24 protein-coding genes are annotated in these 20,754 nt (G+C 68.8%); 13 read left to right on the top strand and 11 right to left on the bottom strand.

Going from position 1 to position 20,754, the window contains the following annotated elements; genetic code table 11:
* Nucleotides 1–27: 27 nt before the first annotated feature.
* On the bottom strand, nucleotides 28–1,107 hold the full coding sequence (gene aroC / locus UAJ10_RS20990; protein WP_322917157.1) for a chorismate synthase: 1,080 nt from the start codon (nucleotides 1,105–1,107) through the stop codon (nucleotides 28–30).
* Nucleotides 1,108–1,113: 6 nt separating this feature from the next.
* Entirely contained in the window at nucleotides 1,114–1,986 is an 873-nt protein-coding gene (gene fabI, locus UAJ10_RS20985; protein WP_281292049.1) for an enoyl-ACP reductase FabI, read from the bottom strand.
* A 155-nt stretch (nucleotides 1,987–2,141) separates the two neighbouring features.
* On the opposite strand from fabI, the gene UAJ10_RS20980 reads away from it, so the two are divergent.
* The 3 genes from UAJ10_RS20980 to UAJ10_RS20970 are packed head-to-tail and all read left to right on the top strand — an operon-like array spanning nucleotide 2,142 to nucleotide 5,264.
* Nucleotides 2,142–3,515 (top strand): YihY family inner membrane protein, encoded by a 1,374-nt coding sequence (locus tag UAJ10_RS20980; protein WP_322917156.1) that lies wholly within the window; start codon nucleotides 2,142–2,144, stop codon nucleotides 3,513–3,515.
* Between the two features lie 36 nt (nucleotides 3,516–3,551).
* Nucleotides 3,552–4,232 carry a dienelactone hydrolase family protein gene (locus UAJ10_RS20975; RefSeq protein ID WP_322917155.1) on the top strand — a complete coding sequence of 227 codons (681 nt, stop codon included), beginning with the start codon at nucleotides 3,552–3,554 and terminating at the stop codon, nucleotides 4,230–4,232.
* 36 nt (nucleotides 4,233–4,268) lie between these two features.
* Complete coding sequence (locus UAJ10_RS20970; RefSeq protein WP_322917154.1) at nucleotides 4,269–5,264, top strand: aldo/keto reductase; 996 nt, start codon at nucleotides 4,269–4,271, stop codon at nucleotides 5,262–5,264.
* 80 nt (nucleotides 5,265–5,344) lie between these two features.
* Here the strand turns inward: UAJ10_RS20970 and UAJ10_RS20965 are convergent, their stop codons facing one another.
* Nucleotides 5,345–6,238 carry a DnaJ C-terminal domain-containing protein gene (locus tag UAJ10_RS20965; protein ID WP_322917153.1) on the bottom strand — a complete coding sequence of 298 codons (894 nt, stop codon included), beginning with the start codon at nucleotides 6,236–6,238 and terminating at the stop codon, nucleotides 5,345–5,347.
* 183 nt (nucleotides 6,239–6,421) lie between these two features.
* Complete coding sequence (locus UAJ10_RS20960) at nucleotides 6,422–6,895, bottom strand: RT0821/Lpp0805 family surface protein (RefSeq protein ID WP_322917152.1); 474 nt, start codon at nucleotides 6,893–6,895, stop codon at nucleotides 6,422–6,424.
* A 255-nt stretch (nucleotides 6,896–7,150) separates the two neighbouring features.
* Here UAJ10_RS20960 and pdxH point away from each other — a divergent pair, with 255 nt between their 5' ends.
* The 6 genes from pdxH (at nucleotide 7,151) to UAJ10_RS20930 (ending at nucleotide 11,431) form a co-directional block, all read left to right on the top strand.
* Nucleotides 7,151–7,747, top strand: coding sequence for a pyridoxamine 5'-phosphate oxidase (pdxH, locus tag UAJ10_RS20955; RefSeq protein ID WP_322917151.1), 597 nt, complete (start codon nucleotides 7,151–7,153; stop codon nucleotides 7,745–7,747).
* Nucleotides 7,744–8,706, top strand: a complete 963-nt coding sequence (locus UAJ10_RS20950) for a cation diffusion facilitator family transporter (protein ID WP_322917150.1) — start codon at nucleotides 7,744–7,746, stop codon at nucleotides 8,704–8,706. Before pdxH ends, UAJ10_RS20950 begins: the two co-directional genes overlap by 4 nt.
* 205 nt (nucleotides 8,707–8,911) lie before the next feature.
* On the top strand, nucleotides 8,912–9,775 hold the full coding sequence (locus tag UAJ10_RS20945; protein WP_322917149.1) for an MBL fold metallo-hydrolase: 864 nt from the start codon (nucleotides 8,912–8,914) through the stop codon (nucleotides 9,773–9,775).
* A gap of 72 nt (nucleotides 9,776–9,847) precedes the next feature.
* Nucleotides 9,848–10,687, top strand: coding sequence for an ArsB/NhaD family transporter (locus tag UAJ10_RS20940; protein ID WP_322917148.1), 840 nt, complete (start codon nucleotides 9,848–9,850; stop codon nucleotides 10,685–10,687).
* The gene (locus UAJ10_RS20935) at nucleotides 10,597–11,079 is read left to right on the top strand and encodes an SLC13 family permease (protein ID WP_322917147.1); all 483 of its coding nucleotides are present in this window, start codon (nucleotides 10,597–10,599) and stop codon (nucleotides 11,077–11,079) included. The genes UAJ10_RS20940 and UAJ10_RS20935 overlap by 91 nt, the downstream gene beginning before the upstream one ends.
* A gap of 10 nt (nucleotides 11,080–11,089) precedes the next feature.
* Nucleotides 11,090–11,431 (top strand): hypothetical protein, encoded by a 342-nt coding sequence (locus UAJ10_RS20930; RefSeq protein ID WP_322917146.1) that lies wholly within the window; start codon nucleotides 11,090–11,092, stop codon nucleotides 11,429–11,431.
* A gap of 7 nt (nucleotides 11,432–11,438) precedes the next feature.
* Here the strand turns inward: UAJ10_RS20930 and panC are convergent, their stop codons facing one another.
* Genes panC through UAJ10_RS29940 form a run of 3 tightly spaced genes read right to left on the bottom strand, consistent with a single transcriptional unit; the run spans nucleotide 11,439 to nucleotide 13,238 of the window.
* Complete coding sequence (gene panC, locus UAJ10_RS20925) at nucleotides 11,439–12,338, bottom strand: pantoate--beta-alanine ligase (RefSeq protein WP_322917145.1); 900 nt, start codon at nucleotides 12,336–12,338, stop codon at nucleotides 11,439–11,441.
* Between the two features lie 43 nt (nucleotides 12,339–12,381).
* Nucleotides 12,382–12,630 (bottom strand): DUF6134 family protein, encoded by a 249-nt coding sequence (locus tag UAJ10_RS29945; RefSeq protein WP_416235388.1) that lies wholly within the window; start codon nucleotides 12,628–12,630, stop codon nucleotides 12,382–12,384.
* Entirely contained in the window at nucleotides 12,627–13,238 is a 612-nt protein-coding gene (locus tag UAJ10_RS29940; RefSeq protein ID WP_416235387.1) for a DUF6134 family protein, read from the bottom strand. The genes UAJ10_RS29945 and UAJ10_RS29940 overlap by 4 nt, the downstream gene beginning before the upstream one ends.
* Nucleotides 13,239–13,454: 216 nt before the next feature.
* On the opposite strand from UAJ10_RS29940, the gene UAJ10_RS20915 reads away from it, so the two are divergent.
* Both UAJ10_RS20915 and UAJ10_RS20910 read left to right on the top strand, forming a co-directional pair.
* Nucleotides 13,455–13,934 (top strand): Fur family transcriptional regulator, encoded by a 480-nt coding sequence (locus tag UAJ10_RS20915; protein ID WP_322917144.1) that lies wholly within the window; start codon nucleotides 13,455–13,457, stop codon nucleotides 13,932–13,934.
* A 44-nt stretch (nucleotides 13,935–13,978) separates the two neighbouring features.
* Nucleotides 13,979–15,100 (top strand): CobW family GTP-binding protein, encoded by a 1,122-nt coding sequence (locus UAJ10_RS20910; protein WP_322917143.1) that lies wholly within the window; start codon nucleotides 13,979–13,981, stop codon nucleotides 15,098–15,100.
* Between the two features lie 75 nt (nucleotides 15,101–15,175).
* Here the strand turns inward: UAJ10_RS20910 and UAJ10_RS20905 are convergent, their stop codons facing one another.
* Nucleotides 15,176–15,685: a DUF6622 family protein gene (locus UAJ10_RS20905; RefSeq protein ID WP_322917142.1), complete on the bottom strand. Its 510-nt coding sequence runs from the start codon at nucleotides 15,683–15,685 to the stop codon at nucleotides 15,176–15,178.
* A gap of 159 nt (nucleotides 15,686–15,844) precedes the next feature.
* Here UAJ10_RS20905 and UAJ10_RS20900 point away from each other — a divergent pair, with 159 nt between their 5' ends.
* Both UAJ10_RS20900 and panE read left to right on the top strand, forming a co-directional pair.
* On the top strand, nucleotides 15,845–16,789 hold the full coding sequence (locus UAJ10_RS20900) for a LytTR family DNA-binding domain-containing protein (RefSeq protein WP_322917141.1): 945 nt from the start codon (nucleotides 15,845–15,847) through the stop codon (nucleotides 16,787–16,789).
* A gap of 44 nt (nucleotides 16,790–16,833) precedes the next feature.
* Complete coding sequence (gene panE / locus UAJ10_RS20895) at nucleotides 16,834–17,757, top strand: 2-dehydropantoate 2-reductase (protein ID WP_322917140.1); 924 nt, start codon at nucleotides 16,834–16,836, stop codon at nucleotides 17,755–17,757.
* A gap of 64 nt (nucleotides 17,758–17,821) precedes the next feature.
* On the opposite strand, the gene UAJ10_RS20890 is transcribed toward panE, so the two are convergent.
* From UAJ10_RS20890 to UAJ10_RS20880, 3 genes are read right to left on the bottom strand one after another with little or no spacing between them, the layout of a single operon-like run.
* Nucleotides 17,822–19,234: a hypothetical protein gene (locus UAJ10_RS20890; RefSeq protein ID WP_322917139.1), complete on the bottom strand. Its 1,413-nt coding sequence runs from the start codon at nucleotides 19,232–19,234 to the stop codon at nucleotides 17,822–17,824.
* Nucleotides 19,221–19,820 (bottom strand): BON domain-containing protein, encoded by a 600-nt coding sequence (locus UAJ10_RS20885; RefSeq protein ID WP_322917138.1) that lies wholly within the window; start codon nucleotides 19,818–19,820, stop codon nucleotides 19,221–19,223. The genes UAJ10_RS20890 and UAJ10_RS20885 overlap by 14 nt, the downstream gene beginning before the upstream one ends.
* A 57-nt stretch (nucleotides 19,821–19,877) precedes the next feature.
* The gene (locus UAJ10_RS20880; protein ID WP_322917137.1) at nucleotides 19,878–20,684 is read right to left on the bottom strand and encodes an N-acetylmuramoyl-L-alanine amidase family protein; all 807 of its coding nucleotides are present in this window, start codon (nucleotides 20,682–20,684) and stop codon (nucleotides 19,878–19,880) included.
* Nucleotides 20,685–20,754 lie beyond the last annotated feature (70 nt).

The raw sequence follows: 20,754 nt of genomic DNA, 5'->3' as shown, positions 1-20,754 counted from the left end.
GCGCCCGCGTCCGCCGATCGAGGGAATCTAGCGATAAGCCCGCAGCCGTAGCCAATGGTCGGCCAGCACGCAGGCCATCATGGCCTCCCCCACCGGCACGGCGCGGATGCCGACGCAGGGATCGTGGCGGCCCTTGGTCAGGATGTCCGTCTCATTCCCATGCACGTCCAGGGTGCGGCGGGGGGTGAGGATGCTGCTGGTGGGCTTCACGGCGAAGCGGACGACCACGTCCTGCCCCGTGGACAGGCCGCCCAGGATGCCGCCGGCGTTGTTGGACAGGAAGGCGGGCTTGCCGTCCGGACCCGCCCGCATCTCGTCGGCGTTTTCCTCGCCCGTCAGCTCGGCCGCGGCGAAGCCGGCGCCGATCTCCACGCCCTTGACCGCGTTGATGGTCATCATGGCCCGGGCCAGGTCGCTGTCCAGCTTGTCGTAGATGGGTTCCCCCAGGCCGGCCGGCACGCCGGACGCCACCACCTCGACCACCGCGCCCACGGAGGAACCATTTTTGCGGATGCCGTCCAGGTAGGTGGCCCATTCCTCGGCCGCCACGGCGTCGGGGCAGAACAGCGGGTTCTGGTCCACCTGGTTCCAGTCCCAACGCGCGCGGTCCACCTTGTGCGGCCCCACCTGCACCAGGGCGCCGCGGATGGTCACGCCGCCCGGTACCGCCTCCAGCACCCGGCGGGCGACGGCGCCGGCGGCCACGCGGGCCGCCGTCTCGCGCGCGGAGGAGCGACCGCCGCCGCGATAGTCGCGGATGCCGTAGCGTTCCCAGTAGGTGTAGTCGGCATGGCCCGGCCGGAACTTGTCCTTGATGTCGCCGTAGTCCTTGGACCGCTGGTCCTCGTTCTCGATCATCAGGCAGACAGGCGTGCCCGAGGTCTTGCCCTCGAACACGCCGGACAGGATGCGCACCGTGTCCGGTTCGCGCCGCTGGGTGGTGAAGCGCGACTGCCCCGGCCGGCGCCGGTCCAGGAAGGCCTGGACCCAAGCCTCGTCCAGGTCCATCAGGGGCGGGACGCCGTCCACCACGCAGCCCAGCGCCACCCCATGGCTTTCGCCGAAGGTGGTGAAGCGGAACTGGGTTCCGATGCCGTTACCGGCCATGACCGTTTACCCTTCCGACTTGACCAGGCTCTGCAGCAGGGCCGAGGTCTCGGCGGCGCTGTCCACCGCCAGCATGCCAACCGTGTGGTAGCCGCTGTCGACGTGGTGGACTTCGCCGGTGACGCCGCTGCCCAGGTCGCTCAGCAGGTAAAGGGCGGAGTTGCCGACCTCGCCGATGGTGACGTTGCGCTTCAGGGGCGCGTTCAGCTCGTTCCACTTCAGGATGGCGCGGAAGTCGCCGATGCCGCTGGCCGCCAGGGTCTTGATGGGACCGGCGGAGATGGCGTTGACGCGGATGCCCTGGGGGCCCAGGTCGGCCGCCAGGTAGCGCACGCTGGCCTCCAGCGCCGCCTTGGCGACACCCATCACATTGTAATGCGGCATCACCCGTTCGGCGCCATAATAGCTGAGGGTCAGCAGGCTGCCGCCGTTGGTCATCATCGGCACCGCCCGCTGGGCGATGGCGGTGAACGAGTAGCAGGAAACATCCATGGTCAACGCGAAGTTAGACCGGGAGGTGTTCAGGTACAGGCCGTCCAGCTCGTTCTTGTCGGAAAAGCCGATCGCATGCACCACGAAGTCCAGGGTACCCCACTGTTCCTTCAGGGTCGCGAACACCGCGTCCATGCTGGCTTCGTCGGTGACGTCGCAGGGCAGGACGTGGGGGACGCCCAATTGCTCGGCCAGGGGCTTCACCCGCTTGGCCAGCGCGTCGCCCATGTAGGTGAAGGCCAGCTCGGCCCCCTGGGCGGCGACCGCCTTGGCGATGCCCCAGGCGATGGACCGGTCATTGGCAACGCCCATGATCAGGCCGCGCTTGCCGGCCATCAGGGTCCCAGTGGCGGGCCCAGGGGCGGGGGTTGCCGTGGAAATGGTCATCCGTCTCTCTCCGGAAAATTAGGCGCGCATCCTACACGAAGCGGTTTTGCGGTCAAAGGCTGGGCGCCCTATATCTGCGCACAGCTAGAATACACGCGCGAAAGGTCTTCCCTTGGCAGTTCCACGTTTCGAAGGCTGGGTGGGGGCTGGCCCCCATGACTGACATGCGAACCCAATCCACGGCCTGGGCCCGGCTGACCGACCGCCTGCCACAGTCGGTGCGGCACGTCGTCCTGGCCTTCATCGGGGTCACCAGCTACGCCGTGCGCCGCTTCTACCGCGACAATTGCCTGCAGGCGGTGGGCTCGCTCACCTACACCAGCCTGCTGGCGGTGGTGCCGCTGTTCACCGTGGGCTTCGCCATTTTCCAGGCCTTCCCGGCCTTCCAGAAGCTGCGGGCCGAGGCGGAGATGCTGCTGCTGGAAAACCTGGTGCCCCAGGTGGGGGAGAACCTGAACGACCGCCTGCATGAGTTCGTCAGCAACGCCGGCACCATGACGGGCGTGGGCGTGCTGGGCCTGGCGGTCACGTCCATCCTGCTCTTCTTCTCCATCGAGGGGGCGTACAACGCCATCTGGCGCAGCCGCGAGCGGCACTCGGTGCTGGTGCGGGTGCTGTCCTTCTGGGCGGTGCTGACCATGGCGCCCCTGCTGCTGGGCGTCAGTTTGTCGCTGTCGTCGGTCGCCGTCTCCTACCTGGGTGCCGAGGGGTCGGTGGTGGTGGAACTGGTGCGCCGCGTGCTGCCCGGCCTGCTGGAGACGGCCTTCTTCGGCCTCACCTACCTCGCCATCCCCACCCGGCCGGTGCGCTGGCAGGATGCCATGGTGGGCGGCGTGGTGGCCGGCGTCGCCATGGAGGTGGCGAAGGTCGGCTTCGCCCTCTACATCGGCCAGGTCCACACCTACACCACCATCTACGGCGCGCTGTCGGTGCTGCCCACCGTGCTGTTGTGGCTGTACCTGGTGTGGTGCCTGATCCTGTTCGGGGCGGAGGTGACGGCGGCCCTGCCGGAATGGCGCTCCGGCCGCATCACCGAGATGGGGCCCGCCGGCCTGTCGCCGGCCCAGCGCCTGGTGGTGGCCCTGGCCATCCTGCGCGAACTGATGCTGGCCGCCCGCGACGGCCACGCCCTGAAGCGTGCCGACGTCATCGCCCGGGTGCCGGTGGGCGCCGTGGCGGTGGACGGCATGCTGGAACAGCTCTGCGCCGCCAACTGGACCATCCGCACCGCCGACGGCGCCTGGGTCGCCACCCGCGACCTGCACGACGCCACCCTCAGCGACCTGTACCTGGCGCTGGACTTCGGTATGTGGGGCGACCTGCTGTCCGTGGGGCATCTGCAGGCCCCCTGGCAGCGCAAGGTTCACGGCATTTTCGAGCAGGTGCGGCACGACGCCGGGGCCGCGATGGAAACACCCCTGGCCGACCTGCTGGCCCCCGACGCCGCGCCAGGCATGCCGCCGGTGGCACCGGCCCAGCTCGCGGCGGAAGAGCGCATGCGGGTGGCGGCCCAGCCCCCGGGGCGCTAATTCCCTACACGTCCTTCCATCAGACAGGAGGCCGACATGGCCACGACCATCACGCTGCGCTCCGCCATCGACGGGTTCGAGTTCACCGCGCTGCATGCCGAGCCCGAGGGCGAGCGCCAGGGGGGCGTCATCGTCATCCAGGAGATTTTCGGCCTGGACGCCTACGTGGCGGAGGATGTGGCCCGCTGGGCCGCCCTGGGCTTCGAGGTCATCGCCCCGTCCATGTTCGACCGCCAGGAAAAGGGCTTCGTCGCCGGGCATGACGAGCATGGCTTCGCGGTCGGCCGCCAGTACGCCCAGGCCAACGGCGCGGAGAACCCGGTGGCGGATGTCCAGGCCTGCGTCGACGCGCTGAAGGCCAAGGGTCCGGTCTTCCTGGTGGGCTATTGCTATGGCGGCACCGTCGCCTGGCGCGCCGCCGCCCAGGTCCAGGGCCTGGTGGCGGTGTCCAGCTATTACGGCGGCGGCGTGACCGGCCTCGTGGACCTCACGCCCCTGTGCCCGGTCATCTGCCACTTCGGCCGCAAGGACCAGCACATCCCGGCCGACCAGGTGGCGGAGACACTCCAGAAGGCGCACCCCGATGTGCCGGTCCACATCTATGAGAACTCCGGCCACGGCTTCAACAACGACGGCCGGCCGGACTCGAACCTCGAGGATGCGCAGCTGGCCCGCAAGCGCACGCTGGATCTTTTCCGGGGCAACGCCGGCCGGTGACCGGCGGCCCGCCAAGAAGACAAACGGGAGTTGGATATGCTGACACGTCGCGCGCTGGGCCGGCAGGGCCTGGAGGTTTCATCGCTGGGCCTGGGTTGCATGGGCATGACCCACGCCTACGGCAGCCCGGATGACGCGGAATCCATCGCCACCCTGCACCGCGCCATCGAGCTGGGCTGCACCTTCCTGGACACGGCCGAGGTCTACGGCCCCTACACCAACGAGGAACTGCTGGGCCGGGCCCTGGAGGGCCGCCGCGACCAGGTGCAGATCGCCACCAAGTTCGGCTTCGTCATCGGTGAGGGCAAAGGCCCGCTGAGTGGTACCGACAGCCGGCCGGCGCATATCCGCGCGGTGGTGGAGGCGTCGCTGAAGCGCCTGCGCACCGACCGCATCGATCTGCTGTACCAGCACCGCGTCGATCCCGCCGTGCCCATCGAGGATGTGGCCGGCACCGTCCGGGACCTGATCCAGGAGGGCAAGGTGCTGTACTTCGGCCTGTCGGAGGCCGGGTGCGACACCATCCGCCGGGCGCATGCGGTGCAGCCGGTGACGGCGCTGCAAAGCGAGTATTCCCTGTGGGAACGGAACCTGGAGCGGGACGTGCTGCCCCTGCTGGCGGAGCTGGACATCGGCATGGTGCCGTTCAGTCCCCTGGGGCGCGGCTTCCTGACCGGCATCGCCAAGCGGGCGGAGGAGTATCCGGACAGCGACTACCGCTCCAAGAACGATCCCCGGCTCCAAGGCGGCAATTTCGACGCCAACATGCGCCTGGCGGACTTCGTGCGCGACGTCGCCCGGGGCTATGGCGCCACGGCGGGCCAGGTGGCGCTCGCCTGGCTGCTGCAGAAGCGGCCGGACATCGTGCCCATCCCGGGCACCAAGCGCCGCACGTATCTGGAAGAGAACCTGGCGGCCGATGCCCTGAAGCTGTCGGCGGACGACGTGGCGCGCCTGGACGCGGCGCTGGAGACCTACCAGGTCGCTGGGCCCCGGTATGGAGACCGCGCCATGGCCATGGTGGATCGATAGGGGAAATGAAAAGGGCGGGTGCCATGAGGCCCCCGCCCTTTCATATGGGTTGCGCTGCTTCTATTGGCGCTACGCCGGCCTCATATGAGGCCCGCCTTGCGTCGCACGTCGTAGTCGTGGGTCTTGCCCCACTTCTCGATGAAGGCCTGCAACTCGGCGTCCGGCCGGTCGGGCAGGACGACGGTCAGTTTCACATACTGGTCGCCCTGGGTGCCCCGCTCGGGGTTGGCGACACCCTTGCCTTTCAGGCGCAGGGTGGTGCCGGAATTGGCGGGCTTGGGCACCTTGACCTGCACGGCGCCATCCAGGGTCGGCACCTTGATGGTGGCGCCCAGCAGCGCCTCTTGCAGGGTGATGGGCACATCCAGGTGGATGTCGTCCTCCCGCCGAACGAAGTAGGGGTGGGGGGTGACGTGCACCTCGACGATGGCGTCGCCGGCCCCGGCACCGCCCAAGCCGGCCAGGCCCTGGCCCTTCAGGCGCAACTTCTGCTGATCCTGCGTGCCGGGGGGGATATTGATGTCGATGCTCTTGCCGGTGGACAGGCTCAGGCGCCGTTTGGCGCCCAGGCAGGCCTCGGTGAACGGCACGGTGACGGAGTAGGCCACGTCGCTGCCCCGGGCCTTGACACCGCTGCCGCCGCGCTTGCGGGCGGCGCCGAAGATGTCGGCGAAGGGGTCGTCCTCGTAATCGAAGTCGCCCGACCGCCCGGCGCCGGCATAGGCGCGGCGGAAGGAGCGGTCCGGCCGCTCGGCGCCGCTCGCGTCGATCTCGCCCCGGTCATAGCGGGCGCGCTTGTCCGGGTCCGACAACAGGCTGTAGGCGCCGTTGGCTTCCTTGAACTTCAGCTCGATATCGGCCCGGCCCGGGTTCAGGTCGGGGTGGTACTGCTTGGCGAGGCGGCGATACGCCTGCTTGATGTCCTCAGCGCTGGCGCTGCGGCCGACGCCAAGGATTTGGTAGGGATCGCGCATGGTCGCACTATCTATTGCCGGTCTGCCCCCACAATATGCGCAACGTGCGCGCGGCTTCAAGCATGCGGGGACCGGCTATTTCGGGGATTCGGTCCCCACAGATCTGGCCCCCTATGAACAAACCCCTGGTCGCGGGCGCGCGGCCAGGGGTTTGTCCAGGGGCTCATGGAGCCGAAACCAGGATCACTCGTCGTTGACGATCTTCCAGCTGCCGTCCGGCTGGCGGCAGGCGGTGCCGTAGCCCTGCTGCCGCTCCCCGCCGACCACGATGGTCTGCTGGAATTCGCGGCAGTAGGCGCCGTCGCGCCGCGTGCCGTCCTTCACCGGGGTCACGATGACCTGGTGGCCGTTGTCGGGGTTGTTCCAGACGATGGGCTGGCCCACGGGGGCGCTGTAGGCCATCTGCGTGTTGCGTTCCATGGCGGCGCGGTCGGCGTCGTCCATGCGCTTGCCGATGGAGCTGCCCGCCAGACCGCCCAGCAGGACGCCCAGGCCGGTCATGGCCAGCTTGCCGCCGCCGTGGCCGAACTGGGAACCGATCAGGCCGCCGGCGGCCGCACCGCCCAGCATGCCCACGGTCTGGTTCTTGCCCCCGGTGGTGTCGCACGCGCTCAACAGGACGCTGGACGCCATCAACGCGATGATGACTTTCTTCATGATTCTTAGTCCTTCTTCCTCTCCTGTGGCCGCGCTTTCCTGGCGGCCTGGCTTTGCGCAATCCGGTCTCGCATCCCCGACCATACCCACGCCTACCCCGAAACGGGGCGGTCGCCAATGACCTGGGGCAATCACCCAACCCCAAAATCACACGACGGCGTGCGGGTCGTCCATGCGGCGTCCTTCGTGGACAAGGATGTAGTGTGAGGTATGGTGGGCGGCAATTCCGGCATATCTATGACACGGATTACCACCATGGATTTTGTTGTCGCACCCGACCCTTACGCGCTGTTCCAGTCCTGGCTGGACGAGGCGGCGCGCACCGAACCCAACGACCCCAACGCCATGTCGCTGGCCACCATCGGCGCCGACGGCATTCCGGCGGTACGCATCGTGCTGCTGAAGGGCCTGGATGACGGCGGCTTCGTCTTCTACACCAACACCCTCAGCCGCAAGGGCCGCGAACTGGCCGCCCATCCCGTCGCCGGCCTGTGCTTTCACTGGAAAAGCCTGCGCCGCCAGGTGCGGGTGGACGGCCGGGTCAGCCCGGTGACGGCCCGGGAGGCCGACGACTATTACAGCGTCCGACCGCGCGGCAGCCAGATCGGCGCCTGGGCGTCGGCGCAGTCGCAGCCGCTGGACAGCCGGGCGACCCTGGAGCGTCGCGTGGCGGAGGAGACGGCGCGTTTTGGCGAGGGCGACATTCCCCGCCCGCCGCACTGGTCCGGCTACCGGGTCACCCCGGTGCGCATCGAGTTCTGGCAGGATCGGGAGTTCCGCCTGCACGACCGCCTGGTCTATACTCGGGACGCTGAGGACAAGGGCTGGACGACGGAACGCCTCTACCCATGAACATATCGGCCAAGGTGCAACCGGAATCGCCCGCCGGCGCGGGGCAGGGCGATGCCGACGGAAGGTGGCGTCGCGGCGCCACCTATGCCAGCGTCACCGTGGCCGCCATCCTCATCGCCGGCAAGTTCGGCGCCTATCTCGCCACCAATTCCGTCAGCATCCTGTCCTCGCTGATCGACAGCAGCGTGGACGCGCTGGCCTCCGTCATCACCCTAATCAGCGTGGCCCGGGCCCTGAAGCCGCCGGACTCCGCCTTCCGTTTCGGCCATGGCAAGGCGGAGCCGCTGGCGGCGCTCGTCCAGTCCGCCTTCATCGTCGGCTCGGCCATGTTCCTGGGCTACGAATTGCTGGGCCGGCTGTTCGAACCGCGGCCGGTGGGCGACATCGCCGTGGGCCTGTGGGTCATGGCCGCCGCCATCGCCCTGACCTTCGTGTTGGTGCTGTTCCAGCGCTGGGTCATCCGCCGCACGGCCTCGCTGGCCATCGGCGCCGACAGCCTGCACTACAGCGGCGACATGCTGCTGAACGCCGCCGTCATGGTCTCGCTGCTGCTGGGCCGCTGGACGGGCCAGGCGTTCTGGGACCCCCTGTTCGGCCTGGGCATCGCCGCCTTCCTGGTCTGGGGTGCCGTCGGCATCTCGCGCACGGCGCTGGACGTGCTGATGGACCGGGAGTTGCCGGACGTGGACCGCACCCGGGTCGTCGACCTGGTGAACGCCCATCCGGCGTCGCGCGGCCTGCATGACCTGCGCACGCGTTCCACCGGCTTGGGCCAGCACATCGAGTTCCATCTGGAGCTGGACAGCCATTTGACGCTGACCGAGGCGCATGACATCACGGATGAGATCGAATCATCCCTGCGCGCCGCCTTCGCCAACGCGGAAATCACCATCCATCAAGAGCCGGCCGGCCTGGATGATGAGCGGCTGGACCATCGCCTGCGGCCCCGCCGGCGGTGAAACGGTGAGGGGGGCCTGAATTTCAAGGGGGCTTTCCCGCTGGGAAGGGTACCCCTTAAAGTGTGGTTGTGCGTTCGCGGGGCGAACATCACTTGACAATCCCTGTGCACTTGTGCCCAAGCGCCACCCTTCCTGTGCGACACGTCACAGACCGCCGTGCAAGGTGGGGTTAGCTTGGCCGCGATGGAATTCGGGGCTTTGGTTTATGGGTTTCACCGTTACCTTCTGGGGTGTCCGCGGGACCGTCCCCTGTCCGATGGCCAGTCATCTTGAGTATGGTGGCAACACCAGCTGTATCGAGGTGACGGCGGGCGACCGGACGCTCGTACTGGATGCCGGCACCGGCCTGCGGTCGCTGGGCAAGAGCTTGCGCGCCCGGGGCATCAACGATGTCACGCTGCTGCTGACCCACACCCATATCGACCACATCAACGGCTTCCCGTTTTTCGAGCCGTGCTACAACACCGACTTCTCCATGCGGGTGATGGCGGGCCATTGCCAGGGTGCGCACTGCATCCAGTCCGTCATGGAAAAGCCCATGGATTCCTGCCTGTTCCCCGTGCCGCTGCAGAAGCTGCGCGCCTCGCTGGTGTTTGAGGATTTCCGTCCCGGCGCCACCTTGGACCTGGGCGACGGCATCACCGTCCACACCGCCCGCCTGAACCATCCGGGCGGCGGCACCGGTTATCGCATCGACTATGACGGACGCAGCTTCTGCTACGTTACCGATACCGAGCATGACCCCGATTGCATGGACGCCAATGTCCTGGGCCTGATCGAGGGCGCCGATCTGGTGGCATACGACTGTTCCTACACCGATGAGGAATTCGCCGGCCGCCGCGGCTGGGGCCACTCCACCTGGCGCGAGGGCGTGCGCCTGGCCCGGGCCGCCGGCGTCGGCCGCCTGTGCCTGTTCCACCACGATCCCGACCATGATGACGTTCGCATGAAGGCCATCGAGGCGGAGGCGCAGCAGGAATGGGCGCAGTGCTTCGCCGCGCGCGAAGGCATGCAGGTGGACATGGCGGCCTTGGCCGTGGCCAAGAAGGGCGCCGTGGTCGCGGCCTAACCACATCCACCTGATTCCCTAGGCCTATTTCCCGCTTGCCGGTCACGCGCCCGCGCTGTAGCGCTGGCCCCCATGACTCTGCTGATCCTCATCACCTTCGCCGTCGTCTACCTGGGCATGGCCATCGGCCACCTGCCCCGGCTGAAGGTGGACCGCACCGGCATCGCCATGCTGGGCGCCATCGTTCTGCTGGTGGCGGGTGCGGTGACGGAAGGGGCGGCCATCAAGGCCATCGACTTCCCCACCCTGTTCATCCTGCTGGGGCTCATGATCCTGTCGGCGCAGTTCGCGCTGTCGGGCTTCTACGACTGGTGCGCCTGGCGCCTGGCCAACGTGCCGTGGAAGCCGGAGGCGCTGCTGGCCGCCGTGGTGGCGGTGGCGGGCGGCCTGTCCGCCCTGCTGGCCAACGACGTGGTGGTCTTCGCCATGACGCCGCTGCTGTGCGCCGGCCTGCGGGCGCGGGGGCTGGACGCGCGGCCCTATCTCATCGCCCTGGCGGGGGCCGCCAATGCCGGGTCCGCCGCCACCGTGATCGGCAACCCGCAGAACATCCTCATCGGCCAGCTGGGCCACTTGGGATTCTGGCGCTTCCTGTTCGCCTGCGGCGTACCCGCCTTCCTGTCGCTGGTCATCGTCTATTGGGTGGTGGCGCGGATGTGGCGGGGGCGGCTGTCGGACGGGCAGGCCCCGTCCCCGCCCACGCCGCCGGACGCCCCCCGGGCCTGGCAGCTGTCCAAGGGGCTGATCGGCGTCGTGGTCCTGCTGGTGGCCTTCACCACACCGTTCCCCGCGACGTCGCGGTGCTGGGCATCGCCGGCTGCATGCTGGTCAGCCGCCGCTTCGCCAGCCGCGACATGCTGGGCCTGGTTGACTGGCACCTGCTGGCCCTGTTCGCCGGCCTGTTCATCCTGACGGGCGCCCTGGCCGACACCGGCCTTCCCGGCCAGCTGGTGGACCAGCTGGCGGCGTCGGGCCTGGCGCTGGACCGGCTGCCCTTCCTGGGCGCCTTCTCCGTCCTGGCCAGCAACAGCATCGGCAACGTGCCGGCGGTGGTGCTGCTGATGAAGGTGTGGGCCCACCCGCCGGAGGGGGCGCTGTACGCCCTGGCCCTGTTCTCCACCCTGGCCGGCAACCTGCTGCTGCCCGGCAGCCTGGCCAACATCATCACGGTGGAGCGGGCGGCGGCGGTTGGCGTGACCCTTGGCTTCCGCGACCATGCCCGCTGCGGCGTGCCCATGACCGTGCTATCCCTGCTGCTGGCCACGGTGTGGCTGCTGGCGATGGGCTATATCGCGGCGATGTGAGGGGATGGCGATGCGGCGGCTGGTGGTGATGGGCTTGGTGATCACGGGAACGTGCCTGGCCGCTTGCGCCTACACCGGTGACCGGCGCTGGAACGTGGACATGGCGTTGCTGACCCGTGACCACCCCTCGCTGGCGCAACAACAGGCCCTGGTACGGGAAAAGGAACAGCGGTTTCCCGAGACCTTGCGCGCCTGCGTCGCGGCCAACGACCCCGAGCGCCTGGCGGACCTGGACGCGGGCCGGGGCTATCCCATTTCCGACTGGCACGTGGGCCGCGCCCACGACGCCGTGCTGGCGTGCATGCGCGCCGAGGGCTGGGTCACCACCTCCACAAGTCGGCTTTCGCCATAAAGGGTCCTCAAGGGATATCCGGCCCCAGCGCCAAATTGTCGATCAGGCGGGTACGGCCCAGGAAGGCGGCGACCAGGGCGCGGGCGGGGCGGTCCACCCGCTCCAGCGGCGCAAGCGTCGCGGCGTCGACCACGGCGACATAGTCGATGCGGGTAAAGCCGGCGGCCGTCAGCGCCTCCGTCGCCTGGGCGATGGCGGGGGCCACAGGTTGGCTTCCGTCGCCCAAGGTGTCGCGCAGCCGGTTCAGCACCCGGCTGATGGTCACGGCCTGCCGCCGTTCCTCCGCCGAAAGGTAGCGGTTGCGGGACGACAGGGCCAGGCCATCGGCCTCGCGCACCGTGGGCACGCCCTCGATGCGCACCGGGATGTCCAGGTCGGCCGTCAGGCGGCGGATGACGGCCAACTGCTGATAGTCCTTCTGCCCGAAGCAGGCGACGTCGGGCAGGGCCTGCAGCAACAGCTTGGTCACCACCGTGGCGACGCCCTGGAAATGGCCGGGGCGGAAGTGGCCCTCCAGCGGCACGGCCACCGGCCCGACGTCCACCGTCGTGGTGAAGCCCGGCGGATAGATGGCCTCCACCCCCGGCGCGTAGAGCAGGTCGCAGCCGGCGCCGGCCAACAGGCGGGCGTCGCCCGCCTCATCCCGGGGATAGCGGCTGAAGTCCTCGTTGGGCCCGAATTGGGTGGGGTTCACGAACACGCTGGCCACCACGCGGTCCGCCAGGTCGCGCGCGCGCTTGACCAGGGTCAGGTGCCCTTCGTGCAGGGCGCCCATGGTGGGGACCAGGCCGACGCGCAGCCCCTCCTTGCGCCAGGCGGCGACGCGGGCGCGCAACTCCGCCGGGGTGCGGACGGTGGGCAAAGCGGGGGCGGGGGGCGGGGCCATGGCGGCGGTGTCCGTGCTCATGGCCCGGCATTTAGCGACGGGCCGGGTGAGCCGGCAAGCGCTTTCAGTCCCGCCGTTCTGGGGCGGGCAGGCCGGTTTCCGTGCCGGAGGGGGAGGCGACCAGGGCGCTGGCGCCGGATGACCCTTGCAGGACGTAGGCGACGTCATGGCCCCGGGCGTGAAAGGCCAGCTTGAGCCAACGTCCGGAGTCGTCGTACCAGAAGTCCACCCTGTTGGTGGCGGGGGGCGGGTTGGTGACGAAGCCCAGCGTGTAGTGCGTGGCGGCCAGGGTGCCATCGCCGGCCTGGATCACCTCCTGTCCCCCCGATCCACCTTCACGTCCATGACCACGCCCCGGATGGTGTCCAGCAGGCGCGACGCCGTCAGTAGGGCCGGGTTCCAATAGCTGGTGGGGATGATGTCGGCCGGCGCGGTCACCGCCCCGTGCGAGCTTTCGACCGCGAACCCGTCTTCCACCGCGTGGCCTTTCACCCAGTCCTTCTGGCCGTTGTCGTCGGTGCTGCTGTCCAGCGCCGCGAGACGGCCCTCATGCCACACCTCATGGCTGACATGATGATAGCGGTAGGCCGTGATCATCAGCAGCTTGGCCTCGAAACGGATATCGACATCCACGACCGTGTCGCCGTTGGCCGCCTTGGCCACCGTGACGCGATGGTGGCCCAGGGGCGTGTCGCGGCCGTAATGGGCGGTGAAGTCCAGCGACCGCTCCACCGTCGTGCCGGGGGTCGACGGCATCGCGACCGGGGCGTCCTCGCGCTCGGGCGGCGTCACGGTGCTGGCGCGGGCCACCGCGCCGCCCCATATCAAGGTGGCGCCGATGATCAGCGCCGCGCGGGCCAACGCCGCGCAGGCACGGCACGCGCGCCTGGAGACGATCGGAGCAAGGGTGTCATGTGGCATCGCGCTTCCCTTCGATGCGGTGGTGCCCTGGCTTCGGCCCCGCCGGGTGCCATATTCTCCGGGGCCGATACGAACGGTAACATGATTTGGTTTACGCGGAAGAACCGGACACCCTTCCTTCCGTGCTATGGTTCGCCTGAAATGGCAGTTCGAGAAAGGCTAGCAACGATGTCGGTGGCTACCCAAAGCCCTAGCCCGCATGTTCACAGTGGCACTTTGTCCCAGGGTCATGACCACAAGGCCCATGACCACAAGGCCTGCGTCGGTGATGCCCTGACCCGGGCGCACAGCCTGTGCGAGGCGCGTGGCGCCCGCCTGACCACCCTGCGCGAGCGGGTGCTGGAACTGGTGTGGTCCAGCCACAAGCCGCGGGGCGCCTACGCCATCCTGGAAGAGATGGCGGTGGACGGCAAACGCGTGGCGCCGCTGACCGTCTATCGCGCCCTGGACTTCCTGGTGGAACAGGGCCTGGTCCACCGCATCGAATCGCTGAACGCCTATGTCGGCTGCCCGGAGCCGGGCCAGAGCCATGCCGGCCAGTTCCTGGTGTGCGAGCGCTGCGGCGACGCCACCGAATTGAACGACCCCGCCGTGACCGACGCCATCACCAACGGCGCCGCCGCCCGGGGGTTCCGCGCCGTGCGCCAGACGGTGGAGGTCCTGGGCCTCTGCCCGGCCTGCCAAGTGGCGGTCTGACCACGGCCGCCTGATCCATCGATGACCTTCAAGGAACGCCTGCCGTGACCGCTGTTTCAGCCGCCCGCCTGCCCATCTCCGTCCTGACCGGTTTCCTGGGCAGCGGCAAGACCACGCTGCTGTCCCGCATCATCCGCGACCCGCGCATGGCCCGCACCGCCGTCATCATCAACGAGTTCGGCGAGGTCGGGCTGGACCACCTGCTGGTGGCCAAGGCGGACGAGAACACGGTGCTGATGGATTCGGGGTGCATCTGCTGCACCATCCGCAGCGACCTGGCCGACACCCTGCGCGACCTGTACCTGCGCCGCCTGCGCGATGAGGTGCCGGAGTTCGACCGGGTGGTGATCGAGACCACCGGTTTGGCCGACCCGGCGCCCATCCTGCACACCCTGATGACCGATCCGCTGGTGGCGGCCCGCTTTCGCCTGGACGGCGTGGTGACCACCGTGGACGCGGTCCACGGCATGGGGCAACTGGATGCGCAAGAGGAAAGCCTGAAGCAGGCGGCGGTGGCCGACCGGCTGGTGCTGACCAAGACCGACATCGCCACGCCCGAGGCGGTGGAGTATCTGAAGGAACGGCTGAAGCAGCTGAACCCCGCCGCCCTGGTGGTGGACGCCCAGACGGACGAGGCGCTGCCCGTGCTGCTGTTCGACGCCGGCCTCTACAATCCGGAGACCAAGAGCCTGGACGTCCAGCGCTGGCTGCGGGCGGAGGCCTATGACGACCATGGGCACCATCATGATCACCATCACCACGACCATGATCACGATGGCCATGACCATGCCGATTGCGACCACGATCACGGCCATTGCGCGCATGAGGACCATGACCATGATCCCAACCGCCATGACGAGGCCATCGGCGCCTTCTGCCTGACCTTCACCCAGCCCCTGGTGTGGGATGAGCTGGTCGGGTTCCTGGAGACGCTGGCCCGCCTGCGCGGCCCCGACGTGCTGCGGGTGAAGGGCGTGCTGAACGTGGTGGAGAGCGACCAGCCCATCGTCATCCACGGCGTCCAGCACCTTTTCCACCCCCCGGTGCAGCTGGACGCCTGGCCCAGCGACGACCACCGCAGCCGCATCGTCTTCATCACCCGCGATGTCAGCCGCCAAGTGGTCGAAACCCTGTACGCCAGTTGCACGGGAAAAAGCGTGGGGTAAGGTTTCATCTCACGCCCGCGAACACCGAAAGCGGCAGGAGGCCCTCCTCCCGCCGCTTTTTCCTTGGGCGTCGGCTCAGGCGGCGGCCAGCACCATGTCGGGGGCGTGGCGGTAGCTCTGGATGAAGCGCCAGGACCAGCCGGCGAAGTAGCCGACGCTGAAGCCTGACACGCCGATGTCCAGGGCGATGGCGGTGTCGCGCAGGTCGGGGCGGGCGGCGGCCAGGACGTTCAGGACGTAGTGGGAGCCGAACAGGAAGAGGTTGCGGACCAGGGGCATCCAACTGCCCGGCTGGCGCACCAGGCCACGCTCGCGGTCCACCTCCACCCGGACGGTCGTCAGGCTGGCTAGGCCCAGCCCGACGCCGGCGCCCACGGCCCATTCCAGCAGCACCGGGCCCAGGGGGCCGGGGCGGGTGACCAGGCCATACAGGCCCCAGATGATGAAGACGCCGGGGATCAGCCAGACGCGGCCGGTCTGCTGCACGGTGGTCCGCAGGCGCCGCGCCCCCATGAACACCAGGAAGGCGAACAGAGCGAAGATCCAGGTGGGGGTGTGGCTGATGACGCGGGAGAGGATTTCCATGACGGGGCGGGCTCCAGGATGTTGCGCCGGGCGGCGTGGCCAAGTGGTTGATGGGCCTAGCCTTCGCTCAAGCCGCCGCCCACCGGCAACGGCACCTTCGCGGCCCGCTTGACGGATTTCGTGAGTGGCTGGTAAAGGCCGTTCACGAAGCGCGAACGGATGAGGCCGGTCTTGGCGGCGGAACGCGGGGTGCAGCAGGGGGCGGACGCCGGGGTCGCTGGAAGGCGGCCACCGGGCAGTCTTGCCGGCATCGTCGCCTTCGACCTGCCCGACTGGGTGCGCAGTTGGGGTGGTGTCGTGGCGCTGTCCCTGGTGCTGGCCATGTTCGGCCCCTACGGCACCTTCCTGTCCATGGACGGCCCGTCGCGTGTGGTCTTCTGGTGCGCGTCGGCCCTGGGCATCGCCGCCATGACGCGCGCGGTCCATGCGGCCTTGCGCCGCTGGCCCATCGCCGCCGCCTGGCCCGCCTGGCAGCGGCGCGGGGTGTCGGCCCTGATCGCCTCGCTGCCCGCCACGCTGTGGATCATCCTGCTGTTCAGCCTGTGCGCCAAGGTGACCTTGGGCGCCCAGGGGGGCGGCCAGGGGGGCGCCCAGGGGGGTACCCTGCACTTCTGGCGCACCTGGCCGCAGGTGATCGTCACCAGCATGGTCTTCGCCGTCATCCTGGGCCGGCGGGACCCGGAGGGACCCCCGGCCACGGCGTCGGCGCCCGAGCCCGGCCGGGTCGCGTCTCCGCCGGATGCGGAGGTGGTGGAATCGGCCCCCGACTTGGCCCCCGACTTGGCGGCGGCCTTCCTGGCCCGCGCCTGCCCGCGCCTGCGCGAGGCCCGGCTTCTGGCGCTGGAGGCGGAGGATCACTATCTGCGGATCCACACCGATGACGGCTCGGACCTCGTGCTGATGCGCCTGCGCGACGCCATCGCCGAACTGGGGGAGGGGTTGGGGATGCAGGTCCACCGCTCCTTCTGGGTGGCGCGGGCGGCGGTGGCGGAGGCCACGGTGCGCGGCCAGGCGGCGCAGCTGCGCCTCAGCGACGGAATGGTGGTGCCGGTCAGCCGCACCGCCCTGCCGCGCCTGAGGGCGGCCGGCTGGCTGGCGGAGTGAGAGTAGGCCCGGCGAAGGCCGGGGAACGAGAAGGGATGATAGCGATGACCATGCGTGTCCTGGTCCTGGGCGCCGGCGCCACCGGCGGCTTCTACGGCGGCCACCTGATGCAGGCGGGGGAGAACGTCACCTTCCTGGTGCGGCCCAAGCGCCATGCCCAGCTGATGGAAAACGGCCTGGTGGTGGTCAGCCCCCAGGGCAACATCATCAGCCCGGTGCAGGCGGTAACCCGCGTGACCAAGCCCTTCGACCTCGTGCTGCTGTCGTGCAAGGCATACGACCTGGACGCGGCCATCGAGACCATACGCCCGGCCGTGGGGCCGGAGACGCGCATCCTGCCGGTGCTGAACGGCCTGAACCACCTGGACCGGCTGGACGCCGCCTTCGGGGCGGAGCGGGTGATGGGGGGCCTATGCCACCTGACCATCACCATGGACCCGGATGGCACCATCCGCCACCTGCACGCGTTCAACCGTCTGACCTTCGGCGCCCGCCATCCGGTCCAGGCGCCCTTGGCGGCGGCGCTGGCCGAGGCCTATGCCAAGTGCCCCATCACCGTGGTCAACAGCCCGGACATCGTCCACGACATGTGGGAAAAGTTCTATTTCTTGGCGACGCTGGCGGGCAGCACCACCCTGATGCGGGCCCCCATCGGCGCCATCCTGAAGGCGCCGGACGGCCTGGCCTTCATCACCGGCCTGCTGGATGAATGCACCCGGGTCGCCACCGCCGCCGGCCATCCGCCCAGTGCCGAGCGCGACGCCGAATCCCGCTATCACCTGACCAAGGAGGACAGCGGCCTGTCAGCCTCGATGATGCGCGACATCGAGAAGGGCGGCCCCACGGAGGGTGAGCACATTGTGGGTGACATGCTGCGCCGGGGCCGCGATCTGGGCTTGGACCTTCCCCTGCTGACCCTCGCCGCCACCCATCTGCGAGCTTACGAGGCGCGGCGCGCGGCCCCGTGAGCGGGGCGCCCTTCCGACTGGTGGGAAATGAAAAGGCCCCGTGCGAGAGCCGGGGCCTTTATCATCACTGCAGCATGGGCGTGCCGGTCTCGATCTCCACCAGGGCGGCCAGCATGGGCACGGCGATATCCTTGCGCTGGGTGTCGCCGCTGTTGCTGCGCTCCGCCGCCGACAGGCCGGCCAGGTAGGTGTTGCGCCAGCGCTGATCCTTGAACAGCAGTTTGTCGGCGCGGGCGCGCTGGGCCAGGATCAAGGGCTTGGGGTCGGTGCCGGCGGACAGCAGCTTGTCGATGCGGCCGGACAGGGCCTCCGCCTGCTTGCGGTCGCCGGTCTTCAGCGCGTCGGCCATCAGCTGGACGAAGGTTTCCGCCTTGATGTCGGTGTCCTGCACCTGCTCGGCGTAGGTGGTGGCCAGCTGCATCTCGCCCCGGGCTCCCAGGCGGCCGAGCACGGCGGGGATGGTCCACGGGCTTTCCTGCTGCACGGTGCGCAGCAGGCCCAGCGCCAGGTTGGGGTCGCCCAGGTCGCCGGCGGCCACGGCCAGCTCCGGCGCGCAGCAATTGCCCTTGCGGTCCTTGAAGCGGCTGAACTGCTCTTCCACCGTGTTCAGGAACATGGTGTGGGCGCGGGCCTCGTTGCCGGCCTTGTAGAAGCCCTCGGCCACCAGGCCCAGTTCCCAGGCGCAGTTGTTGGCCTGGGCGTATTCCGCCGCCTCTTCCACCAGCTTGCCCGCCTGGCCCTTGTCGCCCTTCCAGATCAGCGCCTGGCTGATGTCGGTCAGGTTGTAGATGCGGGTGGAGCAGTCGTTGATGCGCCGGGTGATGTCCAGGGCCATGTCCACCTCGCCCGTCAGCGACAGGGCGCGGCCCAGGAACAGGTCGCGGCCCGTGTCCGTCACCGGCGGGGCGCGGCGGAAGGCGGCGATGAAGGGGGCGATGATCTGCTTGGTGCGATCCTTGTCGCCCAGATGGTAGTGGGCGACCGCCAGCGACAGCCAATCCCAGCGCGGGGCGGTGATGGGATAGTCCACCGGCTGGATCAGCCCCTCGATACGGTAGAGGAAGCAGCCCGTGGACTGTGCGTCGTTGCAGGCCAGGCTGCGGATGCGCGACTTGAAGTCGTTGTAGTCGAAGTCACCCACGAACTGGTTGGTGGACAGCTGCACCGCCAGCGGGCTTTCCGGGCTTTGCACCAGGATGTTGGACAGCAGCTTGTCCGCCTGCAGCAGCAGCTTGGTCTGCTCCTGCAAATCATAGCTCTGGTCGGCCCTCTTGATGGCTTCCATCGCCTGGACGAACTGGCGGTTGGCCATGGCCTGGGCGTCGGGCAGCGTCTGGTTGCCGGCCAGCCCGGGAATGGGCTGGGCACTGGCCGGCGCCGCGGGGGCCAGGGCCAGCGTCAGGGCCAGGACGGGAGGAGCCAGGAAACGACCCAAGGGACGGACAGCACCCACGGCAACACGCTCAACGACGGACATAATTCACAACCTGGCGGACGCGGGGCAGCTCGCGAGCGTGCTGCAGCACGGCCTCAAGCTCCACCCCACTACGGGCGACGCCCATGATGTAGACCACCTGGTTGACGGTTTCGATGCTGTAGTTGCTGGACCTGACCTGCCCATCCAGCAGCAGGGCCGCCCACAGCTTGGTGTTGATCCAGGCGTCGGTGGCGCTGTCGGACAGGCTGCTTTCGTCCGCGATCTTGATTTCATTCAAAACTTTGCGCACGCCGTCGGCCTGCCAGGCCAGGCGCACCGCGTCCACCCGCATATCAGGGTCGCGGGCGTTGCCGGTCAGCAGCACCTCGCCCCGGTCGACCGTGACGTTCAGGCGGCTGTTCATCTCCGGGCTTTTTTCCTTCCAAAGCCGGTGAATCTGCTCATCGATCTGGCCGTCGGGCACAGGCGGCGCCTCGGCGGCCGCTTCCGCCCGCTGGCGCGCCAGCTCCGGTGATTCGCGGCCCGGGGACTGGCACCCGGCCAGAAGCGCGCCCATGCCCGCCAGCAGCAGAACGACGGGGCCGGTGACGGGGCGGCGCTGGCCGGTGATGGTCGCGGAGGTCATGAGCGATGCCCTGGTCCCTGTTTTTCGGAAATTCTCGGCGGCAGGCTAAAGCGGAAATCAGGCGAAAGTGGGGGAGGCGAGCAGCGTCGCCAATTCCCGCGCGAGGATGCCGGCGATGCGTTTGCGCTGCGCGGGGTCGCGCAGCAGCGCCTCGTCCTGGCGGTTGGACAGGAATCCGGTCTCCACCAGCACGGACGGGATGTCCGGCGCCTTCAGCACCACGAAGTTGGCGGAGCGCATGGGGTTTTCCAGCAGGCGCAGGTCGCGCCCGGCCCCGTGCACGATGCCCTGGCGCGCCGCCAGGGACGCCGCCTTGGTGCGGCGGGTGGCCAGATCCATCAGGATGTCGGCCACCACCGGCTTGGTGTGCTTCAGGTCCAGGCCCAGGCGGTCCGCGTAGTTTTCCTTGTCGGCCAGCGCTTGGGAGAAGGCGTCCGACGCTTTTTCCGACAGGGTGTAGGCCGACAGGCCGCGCGCGTTGGCGTTGGGGGCGCTGTCGGCATGGATGGACAGGAACAGGTCGGCCTTGGCCTCGCGCGCCACGTCCACCCGCTCCCCCAACTCCAGGAAATGATCGTCTTCCCGCGTCAGGCCGGCGTTCAGGCCCTGGGTCTTGCGCAGCTGCAGGGCCAGTTCCTTGGCCAGGTCCAGCGTCACGTCCTTCTCATAGGTGCCTTCATGGCCGATGGCGCCGGGGTCCTTGCCGCCGTGGCCGGGGTCGATCATCACCAGCCGGGGCACGCGCGGCGCGATGGGGCGCGCGGCCACGTTGATCAGATGCTCGGCCTGTCCCGGGCGGACAAGGCCGCCGACGCCCAGGAACGGTATTCCGACGGCAAGCCGGAGGATGGCCCTGCGATCCATGAGACTAAATCCGCCCGAATGAACTGCTTGAGAATCGTGCTTTGGCGTGCGGCGCCGTTCTGCGGCGCAA

It is taken from the genome of Nitrospirillum guaranorum (assembly GCF_034653275.1).
GTDB lineage: Bacteria > Pseudomonadota > Alphaproteobacteria > Azospirillales > Azospirillaceae > Nitrospirillum.
Note: the sequence above shows the minus strand (reverse complement) of the source record. Positions and strands in the feature narration are given on the sequence as shown.

Coding starts and splice junctions, on each gene's coding strand:
- pdxH (WP_322917151.1), top strand. CDS start 7,151: ATGGATTTTGTTGTCGCACCCGACCCTTACGCGCTGTTCCAGTCCTGG.
- UAJ10_RS20965 (WP_322917153.1), bottom strand. CDS start 6,238: ATGCGCGATCCCTACCAAATCCTTGGCGTCGGCCGCAGCGCCAGCGCT.
- UAJ10_RS20935 (WP_322917147.1), top strand. CDS start 10,597: ATGCTGGTCAGCCGCCGCTTCGCCAGCCGCGACATGCTGGGCCTGGTT.
- UAJ10_RS20945 (WP_322917149.1), top strand. CDS start 8,912: ATGGGTTTCACCGTTACCTTCTGGGGTGTCCGCGGGACCGTCCCCTGT.
- panE (WP_322917140.1), top strand. CDS start 16,834: ATGACCATGCGTGTCCTGGTCCTGGGCGCCGGCGCCACCGGCGGCTTC.
- UAJ10_RS20960 (WP_322917152.1), bottom strand. CDS start 6,895: ATGAAGAAAGTCATCATCGCGTTGATGGCGTCCAGCGTCCTGTTGAGC.
- UAJ10_RS20950 (WP_322917150.1), top strand. CDS start 7,744: ATGAACATATCGGCCAAGGTGCAACCGGAATCGCCCGCCGGCGCGGGG.
- UAJ10_RS20900 (WP_322917141.1), top strand. CDS start 15,845: ATGAGGCCGGTCTTGGCGGCGGAACGCGGGGTGCAGCAGGGGGCGGAC.
- UAJ10_RS20970 (WP_322917154.1), top strand. CDS start 4,269: ATGCTGACACGTCGCGCGCTGGGCCGGCAGGGCCTGGAGGTTTCATCG.
- UAJ10_RS20975 (WP_322917155.1), top strand. CDS start 3,552: ATGGCCACGACCATCACGCTGCGCTCCGCCATCGACGGGTTCGAGTTC.
- UAJ10_RS29940 (WP_416235387.1), bottom strand. CDS start 13,238: ATGCCACATGACACCCTTGCTCCGATCGTCTCCAGGCGCGCGTGCCGT.
- UAJ10_RS20880 (WP_322917137.1), bottom strand. CDS start 20,684: ATGGATCGCAGGGCCATCCTCCGGCTTGCCGTCGGAATACCGTTCCTG.
- UAJ10_RS20940 (WP_322917148.1), top strand. CDS start 9,848: ATGACTCTGCTGATCCTCATCACCTTCGCCGTCGTCTACCTGGGCATG.
- UAJ10_RS20930 (WP_322917146.1), top strand. CDS start 11,090: ATGCGGCGGCTGGTGGTGATGGGCTTGGTGATCACGGGAACGTGCCTG.
- UAJ10_RS20885 (WP_322917138.1), bottom strand. CDS start 19,820: ATGACCTCCGCGACCATCACCGGCCAGCGCCGCCCCGTCACCGGCCCC.
- UAJ10_RS20905 (WP_322917142.1), bottom strand. CDS start 15,685: ATGGAAATCCTCTCCCGCGTCATCAGCCACACCCCCACCTGGATCTTC.
- panC (WP_322917145.1), bottom strand. CDS start 12,338: ATGAGCACGGACACCGCCGCCATGGCCCCGCCCCCCGCCCCCGCTTTG.
- fabI (WP_281292049.1), bottom strand. CDS start 1,986: ATGACCATTTCCACGGCAACCCCCGCCCCTGGGCCCGCCACTGGGACC.
- UAJ10_RS20890 (WP_322917139.1), bottom strand. CDS start 19,234: ATGTCCGTCGTTGAGCGTGTTGCCGTGGGTGCTGTCCGTCCCTTGGGT.
- aroC (WP_322917157.1), bottom strand. CDS start 1,107: ATGGCCGGTAACGGCATCGGAACCCAGTTCCGCTTCACCACCTTCGGC.
- UAJ10_RS20980 (WP_322917156.1), top strand. CDS start 2,142: ATGACTGACATGCGAACCCAATCCACGGCCTGGGCCCGGCTGACCGAC.